The organism is Variovorax sp. P4_B10, from assembly GCF_056402375.1.
Map to the genome: position 1 here is coordinate 93,633 of NZ_JBFUHN010000008.1, position 15,036 is coordinate 108,668.

At 66.4% G+C, this 15,036-nt stretch carries 17 protein-coding genes; 8 read left to right on the forward strand and 9 right to left on the reverse strand.

All coding sequences use genetic code 11. From position 1 onward, the window contains the following. Window position 1: 1 nt before the first annotated feature. Together AC1DXX_RS06410 and ygfZ are read right to left on the reverse strand one after the other, a co-directional pair. Window positions 2-916 carry a hypothetical protein gene (locus AC1DXX_RS06410; RefSeq protein WP_478133334.1) on the reverse strand — a complete coding sequence of 305 codons (915 nt, stop codon included), beginning with the start codon at window positions 914-916 and terminating at the stop codon, window positions 2-4. Window positions 917-1,059: 143 nt separating this feature from the next. After that, window positions 1,060-2,004, reverse strand: a complete 945-nt coding sequence (gene ygfZ, locus AC1DXX_RS06415) for a CAF17-like 4Fe-4S cluster assembly/insertion protein YgfZ (protein WP_478133335.1) — start codon at window positions 2,002-2,004, stop codon at window positions 1,060-1,062. A gap of 79 nt (window positions 2,005-2,083) precedes the next feature. Here ygfZ and mltG point away from each other — a divergent pair, with 79 nt between their 5' ends. The 8 genes from mltG (at window position 2,084) to AC1DXX_RS06455 (ending at window position 7,536) form a co-directional block, all read left to right on the forward strand. Continuing rightward, complete coding sequence (mltG, locus tag AC1DXX_RS06420) at window positions 2,084-3,106, forward strand: endolytic transglycosylase MltG (RefSeq protein ID WP_478133336.1); 1,023 nt, start codon at window positions 2,084-2,086, stop codon at window positions 3,104-3,106. Then, on the forward strand, window positions 3,103-3,747 hold the full coding sequence (gene tmk, locus AC1DXX_RS06425) for a dTMP kinase (RefSeq protein ID WP_478133337.1): 645 nt from the start codon (window positions 3,103-3,105) through the stop codon (window positions 3,745-3,747). The genes mltG and tmk overlap by 4 nt, the downstream gene beginning before the upstream one ends. Beyond that, window positions 3,744-4,760, forward strand: coding sequence for a DNA polymerase III subunit delta' (locus AC1DXX_RS06430; RefSeq protein WP_478133338.1), 1,017 nt, complete (start codon window positions 3,744-3,746; stop codon window positions 4,758-4,760). The genes tmk and AC1DXX_RS06430 overlap by 4 nt, the downstream gene beginning before the upstream one ends. Beyond that, window positions 4,757-5,143, forward strand: a complete 387-nt coding sequence (locus tag AC1DXX_RS06435) for a PilZ domain-containing protein (protein ID WP_478133339.1) — start codon at window positions 4,757-4,759, stop codon at window positions 5,141-5,143. The genes AC1DXX_RS06430 and AC1DXX_RS06435 overlap by 4 nt, the downstream gene beginning before the upstream one ends. 132 nt (window positions 5,144-5,275) lie before the next feature. Next, window positions 5,276-6,082, forward strand: coding sequence for a TatD family hydrolase (locus tag AC1DXX_RS06440; protein WP_478133340.1), 807 nt, complete (start codon window positions 5,276-5,278; stop codon window positions 6,080-6,082). Continuing rightward, window positions 6,079-6,756 (forward strand): ankyrin repeat domain-containing protein, encoded by a 678-nt coding sequence (locus tag AC1DXX_RS06445; protein ID WP_478133341.1) that lies wholly within the window; start codon window positions 6,079-6,081, stop codon window positions 6,754-6,756. Before AC1DXX_RS06440 ends, AC1DXX_RS06445 begins: the two co-directional genes overlap by 4 nt. Further along, a complete protein-coding gene (locus tag AC1DXX_RS06450) occupies window positions 6,750-6,959 on the forward strand; it encodes a DUF4124 domain-containing protein (RefSeq protein WP_478133342.1) in 210 nt (69 codons plus the stop codon). Before AC1DXX_RS06445 ends, AC1DXX_RS06450 begins: the two co-directional genes overlap by 7 nt. Before the next feature lie 94 nt (window positions 6,960-7,053). Continuing rightward, window positions 7,054-7,536, forward strand: a complete 483-nt coding sequence (locus tag AC1DXX_RS06455) for a DUF2726 domain-containing protein (RefSeq protein WP_478133343.1) — start codon at window positions 7,054-7,056, stop codon at window positions 7,534-7,536. A 118-nt stretch (window positions 7,537-7,654) separates the two neighbouring features. On the opposite strand, the gene AC1DXX_RS06460 is transcribed toward AC1DXX_RS06455, so the two are convergent. The 7 genes from AC1DXX_RS06460 to AC1DXX_RS06490 all read right to left on the reverse strand — a co-directional run bounded on the left by AC1DXX_RS06460 (window position 7,655) and on the right by AC1DXX_RS06490 (window position 15,023). Further along, window positions 7,655-8,011 carry a cyclophilin-like fold protein gene (locus AC1DXX_RS06460; RefSeq protein WP_478133344.1) on the reverse strand — a complete coding sequence of 119 codons (357 nt, stop codon included), beginning with the start codon at window positions 8,009-8,011 and terminating at the stop codon, window positions 7,655-7,657. 73 nt (window positions 8,012-8,084) lie between these two features. Beyond that, window positions 8,085-10,277 (reverse strand): xanthine dehydrogenase family protein molybdopterin-binding subunit, encoded by a 2,193-nt coding sequence (locus AC1DXX_RS06465; RefSeq protein ID WP_478133345.1) that lies wholly within the window; start codon window positions 10,275-10,277, stop codon window positions 8,085-8,087. Between the two features lie 13 nt (window positions 10,278-10,290). Then, on the reverse strand, window positions 10,291-11,283 hold the full coding sequence (locus tag AC1DXX_RS06470; RefSeq protein ID WP_478133346.1) for an FAD binding domain-containing protein: 993 nt from the start codon (window positions 11,281-11,283) through the stop codon (window positions 10,291-10,293). Further along, window positions 11,270-12,094 carry a 2Fe-2S iron-sulfur cluster-binding protein gene (locus AC1DXX_RS06475; protein WP_478133347.1) on the reverse strand — a complete coding sequence of 275 codons (825 nt, stop codon included), beginning with the start codon at window positions 12,092-12,094 and terminating at the stop codon, window positions 11,270-11,272. Before AC1DXX_RS06475 ends, AC1DXX_RS06470 begins: the two co-directional genes overlap by 14 nt. 57 nt (window positions 12,095-12,151) lie before the next feature. Next, window positions 12,152-12,655, reverse strand: a complete 504-nt coding sequence (locus AC1DXX_RS06480) for a cyclophilin-like fold protein (protein ID WP_478133348.1) — start codon at window positions 12,653-12,655, stop codon at window positions 12,152-12,154. Further along, window positions 12,652-13,875, reverse strand: coding sequence for an MFS transporter (locus AC1DXX_RS06485; protein ID WP_478133349.1), 1,224 nt, complete (start codon window positions 13,873-13,875; stop codon window positions 12,652-12,654). The genes AC1DXX_RS06480 and AC1DXX_RS06485 overlap by 4 nt, the downstream gene beginning before the upstream one ends. Then, window positions 13,875-15,023: an alpha/beta hydrolase gene (locus tag AC1DXX_RS06490; RefSeq protein ID WP_478133350.1), complete on the reverse strand. Its 1,149-nt coding sequence runs from the start codon at window positions 15,021-15,023 to the stop codon at window positions 13,875-13,877. The genes AC1DXX_RS06485 and AC1DXX_RS06490 overlap by 1 nt, the downstream gene beginning before the upstream one ends. Between the last annotated feature and the right edge of the window lie 13 nt (window positions 15,024-15,036).

Below are 15,036 nucleotides of genomic sequence, written 5' to 3' on the forward strand. Positions count from 1 at the left end.
CTCAGTAGCGGCCGGGCGGGTCCGGCACATAGCCGGGCTCCGAGCCCGGGAAGGGCGACGGGCCTGCCGGACGCGGCCAGCGCGGCGTGGGCGGCACCGGGATCACGCCTGCGGCGACGAGGTTCTCGCGGCTGTCGTAGCGGATGCGGACCACTTCGTCCGGCGTCGACTGCGCGCGCTCGAAGGTGGTCTTGCCCACGTACGAAGTCTCGCGGCGGCCGTGCGCCGTGCCCAGGCTCGGGCTGGGCGCCTGCTGGCGTGCCACGCTGCCGGCAGGCGCTTCGGCGGCGGCAGCAGCGCTGTCGGCGGGAGCGGCCTTGGCCTTTGCATCGCCCAGGGACGACGATTCGCTGCGCCGCTCGCGTTCGCCGCCGTACTCGTCGCGGCGCGGATACGGGGTGATCGGCGGCGAAGACGGCGGAGGTGGCACCGGCACGTTCTCGCGGAACATCGCGACACCGATCACGCCCACGTCGTCCGGCCGGCCCGTGCGGCTCGCGTAGGAGTTGCCGGCCGAGGCGAACTCGAACGCCGCGATCTGCGAATCGCTCTTGCGCCAGCCCGTGATGTCGCTGCGCTCGCGCCCGCTGAAGACATAGCCGTTCTGGCCGATGCCCGCGGTTTCGCCGGTGACGACGTTGACGCCGTCCACCGACATCACGGCCATGATGCGTTCGCCCGTCGCATTGCGTGCCCGGATGGCGTAGCGCGCGCCGGGGCGGCCGGCCACCCAGTACTCGCCGCGATGGCGGTAGATCGGCAGTTCGGCCCCGCTCGCGCGGTCGACGATGCTGATCTGCATCAGCGAGCCGATGCGGCTCGAGGGGAAGGGCGGCGCGAACGGCTGGGCTGGGATTTCCGCGCAAGCCGACAACGCGGTCAATGCCAGGACGGTTGAAAAAAGTCTGCGCTTCATGGTGTCTTCCTTGCCAGGAGTTGATCGGTGCAGGCTTCTACGGCGCAGCATCGAAGGCAGGGTTAAACGGCGCACAAAAAAATGGCGCTATCTCTTCGACAGCGCCAAACGCCCTCTTGGTCAGGGCGTTGGGGGGGCGGAAATCAGATGTCTTCGAGCAGGGGATAGGGCAGCGGTTCGACCGTCAGGGCCGGACCATCGGCCGTGCCGGCACGAAGGCCACCGGTCTCGAGCGCTGCGATCTGCATCGAGACCAGCGCCGACCAGCCGCCGCCGGGTGCGGGCGCTGCCTGCGCCACGGTGCCCACCGGCTGATCGGCGTCGCCGGCTGCGAACACTTCCTGTCCGACGGTCAGGGGCGCATCGGTCTGCACGAGGTAGGTGCGCCGCTTCAGCGTGCCGCGGAACTGGCTGCGCGCCACGATCTCCTGGCCGGGGTAGCAGCCCTTCTTGAAGTTCACGCCACCCACCGATTCGTAGTTGATCATCTGCGGCACGAAGGCCTCGACGATCGGTGTGGTCAGGGTCACGATGCCGCTGCGGACCTCGCTCCATTGCCAGAGCGCCTCGTCGAGTGCCGGGCCGACCGGTGTGGCATGGCCGGCCGGTGCGATCCAGAGCGCGCGCGGCACGCCGTCGGCCGGGTACAGCGACACCGCGCTGATCCCGTCGCCGACGGCCGTGCGCTGGCCGGGCGGGACGGTTGCGTCGAGGCCGTTGGCGGTCAGCGCGGTACCCGCCAGGCCGTACAGCGAAAACTGATCGGTGGCATCGGTCAACTTGGCCTTGGCGCGCAGCACATACATCGACAGGCGCTTGAGCGTGGCAGCCAGGATGTCGCGGCTGCACACCAGCAGGATCAGCTCGGGCTGGGGCCGGATGCCGATGAAGCTCGCGATCACGCGGCCCTTGGCGGTGCAGAGCGCGGCCAGCCGGGCTTCGGTGGCGCCGAGCAGGGAGAAATCCTGGGTCAACTGTCCGTGGAGGAAGCTGGCGGCATCGGGACCCTCGGCGCGAATCACGCCGAGGTGGCCGGATTGACCGGACTGGGAAAGGGCGGTCACCCCGTTGAGAACGACTGTGGTCATCGCTGAATTATCATGGTCGGGCCTGTTCCTTCGGTGCGGCAGGGACTCCCTTCTTTTTCTCCGTCTTCCCATCGGATCCGTGCGCAGCTTCTTCCTTACCCTTTTCCTGCTCGCCGCCCTGGTCGCGCTCGCGCTCGGCGCCGGTGGCCTCTGGTGGGTGCACCAGCCGCTCAAGTTGCCGGCGCCCAGCGTCGATCTCTCGGTCGAACCCGGCACCACGCCGCGCGGCATTGCGCAGGCGGTGGCCGATGCCGGCGTCGATGTGCAGCCGCAATTGCTCTACCTGTGGTTCCGCCTCTCGGGACAGGACCGCCAGATGCGCGCCGGCAGCTACGAACTGGAGCGCGGCGTCACGCCCAAGGTGCTGCTCAACATCCTGGTGCGCGGCGAAGAGGCCACGCGCAGCCTGGTGCTGGTCGAGGGCTGGAACATCCGCCAGGTGCGCGCCGCGCTGGGCAAGGCCGAGCAGCTCAAGCCCGAGAGCGTGGGCCTGACCGACGAAGCGCTGATGGCCAGGCTCGGCAAGCCGGGCCTGCACCCCGAAGGCCGCTTCTTCCCGGACACGTACACCTACTCGAAGGGCTCGACCGACATTGCCCTGCTGCAGCGTGCGATGCGCGCCATGGACAAGAAGCTGGAAGCCGCCTGGGCGGCGCGAGCGGCCGATTTGCCGATCAAATCGGCAGATGAGGCGCTTATTCTGGCCAGTATTGTCGAAAAGGAGACAGGGAAGGCCAACGACCGCGCCGAGATCGCCGCCGTCTTCACCAATCGCCTGCGCATCGGCATGCCGTTGCAGACCGACCCGACGGTGATCTACGGCCTGGGCAAGAGCTTCGACGGCAACCTGCGCAAGAAGGATCTCCAGACCGACACCCCCTGGAACACCTACACCCGCGGAGGCCTGCCGCCCACGCCGATCGCGATGCCCGGCAAGGCAGCGCTCCTGGCGGCGGTGCAGCCGGCGCCGAGCAAGTCGCTGTACTTCGTTTCGCGCGGCGACGGTACCAGCCAGTTCAGCAGTTCGCTCGACGACCACAATCGTGCGGTCAACCGCTATCAACGCGGTGGCGGAGAACCCAAACCCAAGGCAACGCAATGAGCGATGGTCTGTTTCTGACGCTGGAAGGCATCGATGGCGCGGGCAAGTCGAGCCACCTCGATGCGATGGAGGCGCTGTTCAAGGCGCAGGGCCGGACGGTCGTGCGCACGCGCGAACCCGGCGGCACGCCGCTGGCCGAAACGCTGCGCGGGCTGATCCTCGCGCAGCCGATGGACCCGCTCACCGAATCGCTGCTGGTGTTCGCGGCGCGGCGCGATCACATCGTGCAGGTCATCGAACCGGCGCTTGCACGCGGCGACGTGGTGCTGTGCGACCGTTTCACGGACGCCACCTTCGCCTACCAGGGCGCGGGGCGCGGCTTCGATGCGGCGGTGTTGTCGACGCTCGAGCAATGGGCGCAAGGGGGCAGGGCAGGGCTGCTTCAGCCGCACATCACGCTGTGGTTCGACCTGGCGCCCGAGATCGCCGCGCAACGGTTGGCCGGCGCCCGCGTGCCCGACAAGTTCGAAGCGCAGCCGGTGGCGTTTTTCCGCCGCGTGGCGCAAGGCTATGAAGCCCGTGCGACTGCCGACGCACAACGCTTCGTTCGCATCGACGCCAGCCAGGCGCGCGACCAGGTCTGGCAGCAGATCGAGACGGCACTGGTGGCACGCGGCGTGCTGGCAGGGACGGCACGATGAGCGCACCGACCCTCTCGCCCTGGCTGCATCAGCCGCTCGGAGAACTGCTGCGGCAGCGCGGCCATGCCTGGCTGCTGCAAGGCCCTTCCGGCATCGGCCAGTACGAACTCGCGCTGGCGCTCGCTGCCGCCTGGCTCTGCGAGCAACCGGCGGAAGAGGGCGGTGTCGCCTGCGGCCACTGCCCGAGCTGCCACGCCATCGAGGTCCGCACCCATGCCGACCTGTGCGTGCTGATGCCCGAAGTCGCGATGCAGGAACTTGGCTGGCCGCTCGACGAAAAGGCGCAGGCCGACATCGACGACAAGAAGCGCAAGCCCAGCCGCGAGATCCGCGTCGAGGCGATGCGCGATGCGGTCGGCTTTGCCCAGCGCACCAGCGCGCGCGGCCGCGGCAAGGTGGTGCTGGTCTATCCGGCCGAGCGCATGAACACCATCACCGCCAACGCGCTGCTCAAGACGCTCGAGGAGCCGGTCGGCGACGTGCGCTTCGTGCTCGCCAGCGAGGCCGCATGGCAGCTGCTGCCGACGATCCGCAGCCGCTGCCTGGGTTTCACGCTGCCGTGGCCCGAAACGGCCGAGGCCGAAGCCTGGCTCGCCGCGCAGGACGTGCCCGCCGCCGATGCAGCGGCCCTGTTGCGCGCCGCAGGTGGGCGCCCCAGCGATGCCCTGCGGCTGGCGCGTTCCGGCCAGTCGCCCAAGGCGTGGTCGTTGCTGCCCAAGGCCATCTCGCGCGGCGACGTGGGCGCCCTGGCGGACCACGCGCCGGCCCAGGCCGTCGGCGCGCTGCAGAAGCTCTGCCACGACCTGATGGCCGTCGGCAACGGCGCCGAGCCACGCTTTTTCGAGGCCGCGGACTTGCCCGCGGCGCCGTCGCGGCTGGCCCTGGCCCGCTGGTCGAAGTCGCTCGCGAACGCCGCGAGAACCGCGGAACACCCCTTCAATGCGGGCCTCATGCTCGAAGCGCTTGTGAGCGAGGCGCGAACCACCCTAAACTCAGCCGCTCGTCGCCCATGAACCATCCCGCCACCCCCACCGCTGCACCTGCAGCCTCCACCCCCGCCCGGCCGAGCGTCATCCAGCTCGCCATCAAGGAGAAGGGTGCGCTCTATGCGGCGTACATCCCTCTCTTTGCCGAGGGGGGCATCTTCATCCCGACCACGCGCGAATATCGCCTGGGCGACGACGTCTACGTGCTGCTCACGCTGCCCGAAGACCCGCAGCGCTACCCGGTGGCCGGCAAGGTCGCCTGGATCACGCCGGCGCGTGCTGCCGGCAACCGGGCGCCCGGCGTGGGCATCCGGTTTCCTTCGGATGAAAAGTCACGCCAGCTCAAGGCGCGCATCGAAGCTGCATTGGGCGGCTCGATGGCTTCCGACCGCCCCACTCAAACCATCTAGGCTCGGCCGTCCAGGCTCGCCCCCAGGCCGCGCGCACTTCGTGTCGCTTCGCCTTCCCCCAGCCGGGGGCAATACCAGCGGCCCGGCGGAGCCGGTTCCGCGGTATTCCTGGCGAGGATCAACAATCAGGCCATGTTCACAGACTCCCATTGCCACCTGACTTTTCCCGAGTTCGCGGACCAGATGCCGCAGATTCGCGCCGCCATGGCCGCGGCCAAGGTCGACCGCGCCCTGTGCATCTGCACCAAGCTCGAAGAGTTCGATGACGTGCAGGCCCTGGCCGCCAGCTACGACAACTTCTGGGCCAGCGTGGGCGTGCACCCCGACAACGAAGACATCGCCGAGCCCAGCGTCGAGGACCTGGTGCGGCTCTCGTCCAGGCCCCGCGTGGTGGCCATCGGCGAGACCGGCCTCGACTACTACCAGATGGAAGAACGCAAGGGCGGCCGCAGCATTGCCGACATGGAATGGCAGCGCGACCGCTTCCGCGTGCACATCCGCGCCGCGCAACAGACCCGCAAGCCGCTCATCATCCACACCCGCGAGGCTTCGGCCGACACGCTGGCAATCCTCAAGGAGGAGGGCGAGGACGGCTCGCCCGGCGCGGCCGGCGGCGTGTTCCATTGCTTCACCGAAACCGCCGAGGTGGCACGCGCGGCGCTCGACCTCGGCTTCTACATTTCTTTCTCGGGCATCCTGACCTTCAAGAAGGCGCAGGACCTGCGCGACGTGGCCGCCTTCGTGCCGCTCGACCGCATGCTGATCGAAACGGACAGCCCTTATCTGGCACCCGTGCCGTACCGTGGCAAGACCAACAATCCATCGTATGTGCCCTTCGTGGCACAACAGATCGCCCAACTGCGAAACGTGCCCGTAGAGGCCATCGCCAAGGCCACGAGCGACAACTTCGAAGCATTGTTCAGGGATGTCAAATTATGAAAAATCACTTTAAGAAAGCTCTTTATCTCGTTGTCATTGCTGCATCTTTTGCGGCGCATGCGGGATCGTTCGAAGACTTTTTCCGCGCCGTGCGCGGCGATAACGCCGGCAGCGTGCGCAGCTTGCTGAAGCGCGGGTTCGACCCCAACACGCGCGACGAACATGGCCAGACCGGCTTGCTCATCGCGCTGCGCGAGCCGTCGCCCAAGGTCATCCAGGCGCTGCTCGAATCGCCGCAGACCAATGTGGACCTGGCCAACGCCAAGGACGAAACCCCGCTGATGCTGGCAGCCATCAAGGGCCAGCAGGATCTGGTTACCCAGTTGCTGAAGCGCGACGCAGCCGTCAACAAGACCGGCTGGACGCCGCTGCATTACGCCGCCACCAGCGGCCAGCTGACCATCATGAAGGTGCTGCTCGACAACTACGCCTTCATCGATGCGCAGTCGCCCAACGGCACCACGCCGCTCATGATGGCCGCGATGTACGGCTCGGGCGAAGCCGTGAAGCTGCTGCTGGCCGAAGGCGCTGACACGACGATGAAAAATCAACTCGGTATGACTGCGGTCGACTTCGCGAACAAGGCGAACCGTGCGGAGGCGGCGGAGCTGATCACCGCCGCAGCGAATGCGAAAGCCGGCCCGAAGGCGCCGCCCAAGGATGGCAAATGGTGAAGCGCGCGGGTTCTGTTTTTGCGCTCGGTTTGGCGATCTTCGTGTCCAATGCGGCGGCCCAGCACTCGATCTACAAGTGCGTCCAGGGCGACAAGGTCACGTACTCGAACGTGCCCTGTCCGGACGCGAAGAAGGTCGAGATCACGCAGACCAAGGGAGTGAACTATGAAGGCAGAGGATCCGGGGGTTCACCCAAGCGTTGAGGGCTGAATTCGTCGCGCCGGCAGGCCCGGTAAAACGCCAAGAAAAGGGCGCCTGCGCACTCGTGCGAGACTCTGTGGAGAAGGAGAAGCAGAGATGAATACGTTTCTATTCATGGTCGTTTTGTTGGCCATCGGGTTGCTTGTGTTCGGAGTAGTCGCCAGAAGCAGGTCCGCGCAAATCAGCAGCGGCTTCGTCGACAAGCCCAAGGCACGGGCGCCGCTCACTGCACGCGAGCAGGCGATGTACAACCGCCTCGTGCAAACCCTGCCGGATCTCGTGGTGCTTCCGCAGGTCAGCTTCGGCGCATTGCTCACGGCCCGCACGCGCGCGGCGCGCAGCACGTTCAGCCGGAAGATCGCCGACTTCGTCGTCTGCGATCGTTCGTTCAAGGTCGTGGCCGTGGTCGAACTCGGCGACAAGGGCAACAAAGGCAAGTCGCAGCGCGACGCCGATCGCGATGCGCTGCTGATCGAGGCCGGCTACCGCGTGCTGCGATATCCACGGGTTCCGGACATCGGCCGTGTCGAAGCCGATTTCGATCCTTCACTGGCGTCTGTGAGCCCGATGGGGTCCTGAGCGCATTCCTTCCTGGTTGCCTTGAGGTGGTTGGCCTTATTTGGCACCCATGGAAAATAACACAATGTGCATTATGTTAAATGCCGTGCGCACCGACTGACTCGCAAGATAGCCGCCCTCATGGCTTTGCGCCCTCCGCCCGCACAAGCGTTGGGCCGTCGCGCCGCATTGCATCGATTCCTGAATCGAGTCGCCCCAGACGGACAAGGCCGCGCGAAAACTCGAAGTCCTTGTGAAAGATCGCAAGGTTTCCCCAAGGAGCGTAGTAGCTGATGTCACCGGCCGAGGGCTTGTACCCTCCGGGTGCACCCTTCGTTGTCAGCGCGCGCGGCAGATCTGCGATCTTCTCCGTCGCTGCGTAGTCCTTCAATGTCAGGACGAGCGGCAGCAGCGCCGCGAAATCTCTGGCGCTGTCGTTGTTGTCGAGCGTCGCCGTCGCGATGACAGCGCCGTTGGCGGTGATCTGAATCTTCATATCCGTGTCCTGCCTGCTGAGTGCAGAGCCCTACCCTAGCGTCTGCCTTCTGCGCGAAACGATGTCGTGGGCGTCACAGCAATTTCTCCGGCGTGATCGGCAGGTCGCGCACGCGCTTGCCGGTGGCATGGAAGATGGCATTGGCAATGGCCGCCGGAATGCCGACCATGCCCAGCTCGCCCATGCCCTTGACGCCCAGCGGGTTGACGACGGTGTCCTCTTCCTCGACGAAGATGGTTTCGATGGAATGAATGTCGGCGTTCACCGGCACGTGGTAGTGCTGCAGGCTGGCGGTCATGATGCGGCCGTAGCGGTGATCGATCTCGGTCGCCTCCTCCAGCGCCATGCCGATGCCCCACACCACACCGCCGATTTCCTGGCTGTGCGAAGCCAGCGGGTTGAGGATCTTGCCGCAGGCCGTCACCTCGATCACGCGGGTGACTTGGACCGTGCCCAGGTCCGGGTGGACCTTCACCTCGACGAACTGGGCACCGTGGCCCAGCGTTGCGTACTTCGCGCGCTCCGGCGAGGGCGTCGAATCGTAGGTCTCGCTGATCTCGTTCGTTCCCGTGCGGCGCATGACCTCGGCAATGTTGACCGAGCGCGACGGATCGCTCTTGAGGCGCAAGCGACCGTCGAGCATTTCCACGTCCGATGCGCCCACGCCTTTCAACGGCGAAGCGGCGTCGCGGTTCGCCAGCACCAGCAGCCTCGTACCGATGGCCAGCGCCGCCCCACGCACAGCCGAACCCACGCTGGAGGTGGTCCACGAGCCACCTTGCGCCGGCGCCTTGGGTTGCCTCGTGTCGCCCAGCTCGAAATGCACCTGGTCAAGCCGCAGCCCGAGGAATTCGGCCGCGATCATCGTCATCACGGTGTAGGTGCCCGGCCCGATGTCGCTGGTTGCGCTGGTCACGCCGGCCGTGCCGTCGGCGCGGAACGCGATGCGCGCGCTGGCGGGCATCTGCATTGCGCCCCAGACGCTCGAGGCCATGCCCCAGCCCACCAGCAGCCGGCCGTCGCGCATCGAGCGCGGCTCGGCCTTGCGGTTCTTCCAGCCGAACTTCTCGGCGCCGAGCCGGTAGCACTCGCGCAGCGCCTTGCTGGAGAAGGGCTTGCCGCTCTCCGGGTCGACTTCGGCATAGTTGATCAGGCGCAGCTCCATCGGATCGATCTGGAGCGCATAAGACAGTTCGTCCATGGCGCTCTCCAGCGCGAACATGCCGCTCACCGCGCCTGGCGCACGCATCCACGTGGGCGTGGCCAGGTCGGTCGCTGCAACCTTCAGCGGCGCGTGAAGGTTGGGGCAGGCATAGACCTGGCGGGTGAAGCCCGTGGTGGAGTCCGAGAAGGCATCGAACGAGGAGGTGTTGTGAAACGCCTCGTGGATCATGGACGACAGCTTGCCGTTGCGGTCGGCACCCAGTGCGATCTTCTGGATGGTGTGGGGCCGGTAACCGTGCCCCGTGAACATTTGCGTCCGGGTGTACACCACCTTGACCGGGCGTTTGAGTTCGCGCGCCGCCATGGCGGTCAACGATGGGTAGTAGTTCGGTTTGAGTGACGCGCCGAAGGCACCACCGACGAACGGGGAGATCACGCGAATGTTCTCGGCCGGCACACCCAGGCTTTCTGCGAGGTGCTTCTGGACGCCGTAAACCTCCTGCGTCTTGTCGAAGATCGTGAGTTGATCGCCTTGCCAGAAGGCGATGGCCGCATGCGGCTCGATCGGGTTGTGATGGTTGATCGGAATGCGGTACTCCGCTTCGACCTTGACCGCTGCCGCCTGCATCGCGGCGACTGGGTTGCCCCGGGGTGTGCCCTTCGCAGTGGCGGGGTCCGGCAGTGCACGGTCCAAAACCTTTGAAAGGTCGGTGTTGTGCGGCTCGGTCTCGTAGGTGGCCTTCACCAGCCGCGCTGCGTACCGGGCCTGTTCATAGCTCTCGGCAACGACCAGCGCGATCGGCTGGCCGTTGAAGAAGACCCTGTCCGACTGCAGCGGCCACGACCATGCGGGCGGCGCGCCGGCCGCAGGTGCCGGACCCAGCTTTCCCGCGTTCAGGTGCGTGAAGACGCGGATCACGCCACCCGCCTGCTCGGCTTCGCGCGTGTCGATGGCCGAGATGCGGCCCTTGGCCACCGTGCTCAGCACGATGAAGCCGTAAGTGACATGAGGAATCTGGAACTCGGCGGTGTATTTCGCCTTGCCCGTGACCTTGGCGAGCCCGTCGACCCGGGTCGTTTCCTTGCCTAGATAGCGTGACATGTGATTCCTCTTTTCAAGCCGATCGCGCCGCGCGCATCAGCGCCCGCACGACGCAGCGGTGACCCAGTTCGACCTTGTAGGCGTTGTGCGCCAGCGGCCGTGCATCGCGCAGCGCGGCTTCGGCAGCGCGCTTGAACGTTGCCTCGTCGGCACGCTGGCCCACGAGCACTGTTTCTGCCTCGGCGCTGCGCCAAGGCTTGTGCGCGACGCTGCCCAGCACCACGCGCGCCTGGCGAATCCTGCTGCCGTCCATGTCCAGTGCGGCAGCGACCGAGACCATCGCAAAGGCATAGGAGGCGCGGTCGCGCACCTTCAAGTAGTGCGAGTTGCGCGCGAAGTCACCCGAGGAAACGGGCAGCTCGATGGCAACGATCAAATCGCCGTGCTCCAGGTTGTTGTCGCGCTGAGGCGTGTCGCCCGGCAGTCGGTGGAAGTCGGTGATGGCGATCAGCCGCTCGCGTCCGTCCGGCGCGCGCACGCGCACCTTGGCATCGAGCGCGTAGAGCGCCGTGGCCATGTCGCCAGGATAGGTCGCAACGCAGGCTTCGCTCCAGCCCAGGATCGCGTGGATCTTGTTGAGCCCCTCGCGCGCGCCGCAGCCGCTGCCGGCCTCGCGCTTGTTGCACGGCATCGAGGTGTCGTAGAAGTAATTGCAGCGCGTGCGCTGCAGCAGGTTGCCGCCGTTGGTGGCCATGTTGCGCAACTGCCCGGAGGCCCCCGCAACGATGGCCTGCGTGAGCAGCGGATAGTTCTCGCGCACGAGCGGGTGGTTGGCCGTGTCGGTGTTGGTGGCCAGGGCGCCGATGGACAGGCCCGAGCGGGTGCGCTGAATGTCGCGCAGCGGCAGGCGGGTGATGTCCACCAGGCGCACGGGGCGCTCGATGTCTTCTTTCATCAAGTCCAGCAGGTTGCTGCCGCCGGCAAGGTACTTGGCTTGCGGCATGGCCGACACGGCGGCGGCCGCAGAGGCGGCATCCGCTGCGCGCACGTACTCAAACGGTCGCATGGCCGTCCTCCTGGTTGGGGTTGGTGGCCAGTTGCGTCTCGGTGGCGAAGCCCCAGGTCTGCGCGGCATGGCGGCCCGAATGAACCTCCTGGATGGCGGCGACGATGCCCGGGTAGGCACCACACCGGCAGATGTTGCCGCTCATGCGCTCGCGGATCTCGTCGTCGGTCAGGCGCGTCGTGGTCTTGCCGACGTTCTCGGTCACATGGCTGACCTGGCCGCGTTGCGCCTCGCCCAGCATGCCGACGGCCGAGCAGATCTGTCCCGACGTGCAGTAGCCGCACTGGAAGCCATCGTGCTTGATGAAGGCAGCTTGAACTGGATGCAGCTGATCGCCCTTCGCCAGTCCCTCGATGGTCGTGACTTCGCGGCCCTGCAGCGTTGCGGCCAAAGTCAGGCAGGACAGAACGCGCTGCCCGTCCACCAGCACGGTGCATGCGCCGCACTGGCCCTGGTCGCAGCCTTTCTTGGAGCCCGTCAACGCGAGCCGTTCGCGCAGCGCGTCGAGCAGCACGACGCGTGAGTCGAGCGCCAGCGTCTGCGGCATACCGTTGACCTTGAAGCTGACCTGCACGACGTTTTGCGCCACCACAGGTGCCGATGCCGCCCCCGCCACGGGGGCCATCTGCGCGAGCGCGGACTCGGTCGCCAACAGGTTGGCCGCAAAGAGCCCGATGCCGCCGCCACCGGTCTGCATCATGAAGGTGCGACGCGACTTTCCGACGTCGTTCAGGTCTGGCATCTCCGCAACGAGAGCTGCTTCGTCGGCACTCAGTTCGGCCGGCAAGCCATGGTCGGTTTCGTGGGGCATGGACGCTGTCCTTTTCTTTGAAAAATCGAATGCGAGGGCAAGTTGCAAGCCGAGCCCTTACTGCCGCGAGAAGGCAACGCGTACGCTGCCTCGGCCGAGCGCTTGCGCCAGGCCGGTCGGGTCGTCTACCCGGCCAAGCCGCGTGTACGCGTACGGAGAATCGAATGTCAGATAGAAAACAACCACGGTGTTCGCGCCATACAGCATGAGGTCACCGTTGCGGATCGTTCCCGGCCGACTTGGATTCGCAGGCAGCGCATCCGGCAGGTCGAACTTCTTTTCGTTGCCGTTGAGTTCGGTCATCTCGAGTGCCAGCGGCAGTCGCGACACGAACGCGCGGGCCGCGTCGGTGTCGGCCAAGGTGAAGGCGAAGCGACGTTCGCTGACGGTCATCCACATGCGTGACTCCTTCGCTTTGGTGGTTGTTGTGCCGGCATCTGCCGCAGCGACCACGAGCGGTTGCTGCGCCGACCTCTCGCCGGCGTGGCCGCCGCCGAGCACGAGCAGGCCAAGGAACGGGCTCGCAAGACGCAGGCGCCACGAACAATGATGCTGAGTCATGCCGATCTGGCGTGGTCCGCACGCGCCGTAAAGAAAACCAGGAACGCGCCGACCAGCAGCAGACCGGCGCTCAATGCAAACGTGCTCTGGTAGCCGCTGCCGTCGAACAGCAAGCCGCCCACCGTCGAGCCCAGTGCAATGGAGAGCTGGACCACGGCCACCATCAGCCCGCCTCCGGCTTCTGCATCCTGCGGGAGGGTTCGTGCGATCCATGTCCACCAGCCCACCGGTGCCGCGGTGGCCACCAGCCCCCAGACGCCCAGCAAAACCGTCGTGGCGGTCACCGAAGCGCCCACGGCGATGAGCGTCACCGCGATGGCAGCCATCAGCACGGGAATGATCGTCAGCGTGCCGTAGAAGCCCATCTTCAGGAACCGGCCGATGACTGTGGTGCCGACGAAGCCCGCGACGCCCAGCGCGAGCAGGATGAGCGACAACGTCGACACATCGACCCGCGTCACCGTCTCCAGGAACGGCCGCAGGTACGTGAACAGCGCGAACTGCCCCATGAAGAAGATGCCCACCGCGAGCATGCCCAGCGTGACCAACCGGCTCCTGAAAAGCCGCAAGACATTGCGCGCCCCGGGCGGGCGCGGCCTGGCCGGCATCGAAGGCAGGCTGAACGACTGCCAGACGAACGCGATCACCGCAACCGGCACCAGGCAGAAGAACGCGCCGCGCCAGCCGATGATCGACGCGAGGTAGCTGCCCAGCGGGGCCGCCACGACCGTGGCCAGCGCGTTGCCGCCGTTGAAGATCGCCAGCGCGCGAGGCACCTTCGAAGGCGGTACAAGCTGCATGGCCGTGGCCGCCGACATCGACCAGAACCCGCCGACGACCACGCCGATCAGCGCCCTGCCCGCCATGTACGCCAGGTAGTCGGGTGCGAGCGCGACGATGGCGCCGGAGAGACACATCATCGCCGTCAGCACCAGCAACAGCGTCTTGCGATCGATCCTCACGGCGATGGCCGGGATGCACAGGCTCGTGAGCACCGCGAAGGCGCCGGAGATGGCGATGCCCTGCCCCGCCATGCCTTCAGTGACGTGCAGGTCGGCCGCCAGCGGGCTCAGCAGACTGACGGGCATGAACTCCGAAGCGATGAGCGCGAAGACGCACAGCGTCATCGCGAACACGCCGCCCCAGTGTGCGGGCTGCGCCTGCCCTGCGCGTTCGGAGGAGGCGTTGCCCGTGGGCGCGCCGATGGCCTGCGTTGTCATCAGGCGCTCGCCGGGCCCAGATGCCTGACGAAGAACGACGTCAGCTTGTCGAACGGAATCAGGGTCACGCGGTCGTACAGATCGACGTGGCCGGCTCCAGGAACGATGTGCAGTTCCTTGGGTTCGGCGGCCCGCGTGTAGGCGTCTTCGCTGAACTCCTTCGAATGCGCCTGGTCGCCTGTGATGAACAGCATGGGCCGCGGCGAGATCGTCTCGATGTCGTTGAACGGGTAGAAGTTCATGAACTTGACGTTGCTGCTCAAGGTCGGGTGCGTCGTGGTTTTCGGCGATGCGTCTGCGGGCGTGTATTCGCCGCGCGGCGTGCGATAGAAGTCGTAGAACTCGCGCTGGATGGGGTGCGTTTCTGCGGTCAATACATGCTCGGTGCCGCCGGTGTACTTGAGCGCCGCGCCGGCATATTCCGCTGTGCGCTGCTCGATAGCGACTGCGATGAGCTGCTGGCGCTGTTCCGGCGTCTGCGAGTGATTGAGCCCATTGCGGTTGACGGCGCCCATGTCGTACATGCTGACCGTGGCGATGGCTTTCATGCGCGGATCGATCTTCGCCGCGCTGATCACGAAGCTGCCACTGCCACAGATGCCGATGGCCCCGATCTGCTGCTTGTCGACGAACGCCTGGCTGCCCAGAAAATCGACCCCGGCGCTGAAGGTCTCGGCGTACATGTCCGGCGAGACAGCGTTGCGCGGCTGGCCCGCGCTGCCGCCCCAGAACGCGAGATCGACGGACAGGGTCACGAAGCCCTGCTCGGCCATCTTGGTGGCATACAGGTTCGCGCTCTGCTCTTTCACCGCGCCCATGGGGTGACCCACGACGATGGCGGGGCTGCGCTTTTTCCGGTCCAGCGCCTTGGGAACGAAGAGGTTGCCCGCGACGGTCATCTGGTATTGGTTCTTGAAGCTGACCTTCTGCACCGTGACCTTGTCGCTCGTGTAGAAATTGTCGGCCCCATCGGGCAGGCTCGAGCGCTTGCCTGGCGCCGCCGCCAATGCCGCGCCGGCCGTCGTTGTCGACAGCACGCCGACGGCAGCCACGCCGGTGCCGGCCATCTTCAGGAATTCGCGGCGATCGGAAGCGTTGCCGGTGGGGTCCACGGCTGCGGCGAAGGTGGTGTCTGTGCTTGTCTTCATGGTCGAAGAAGTT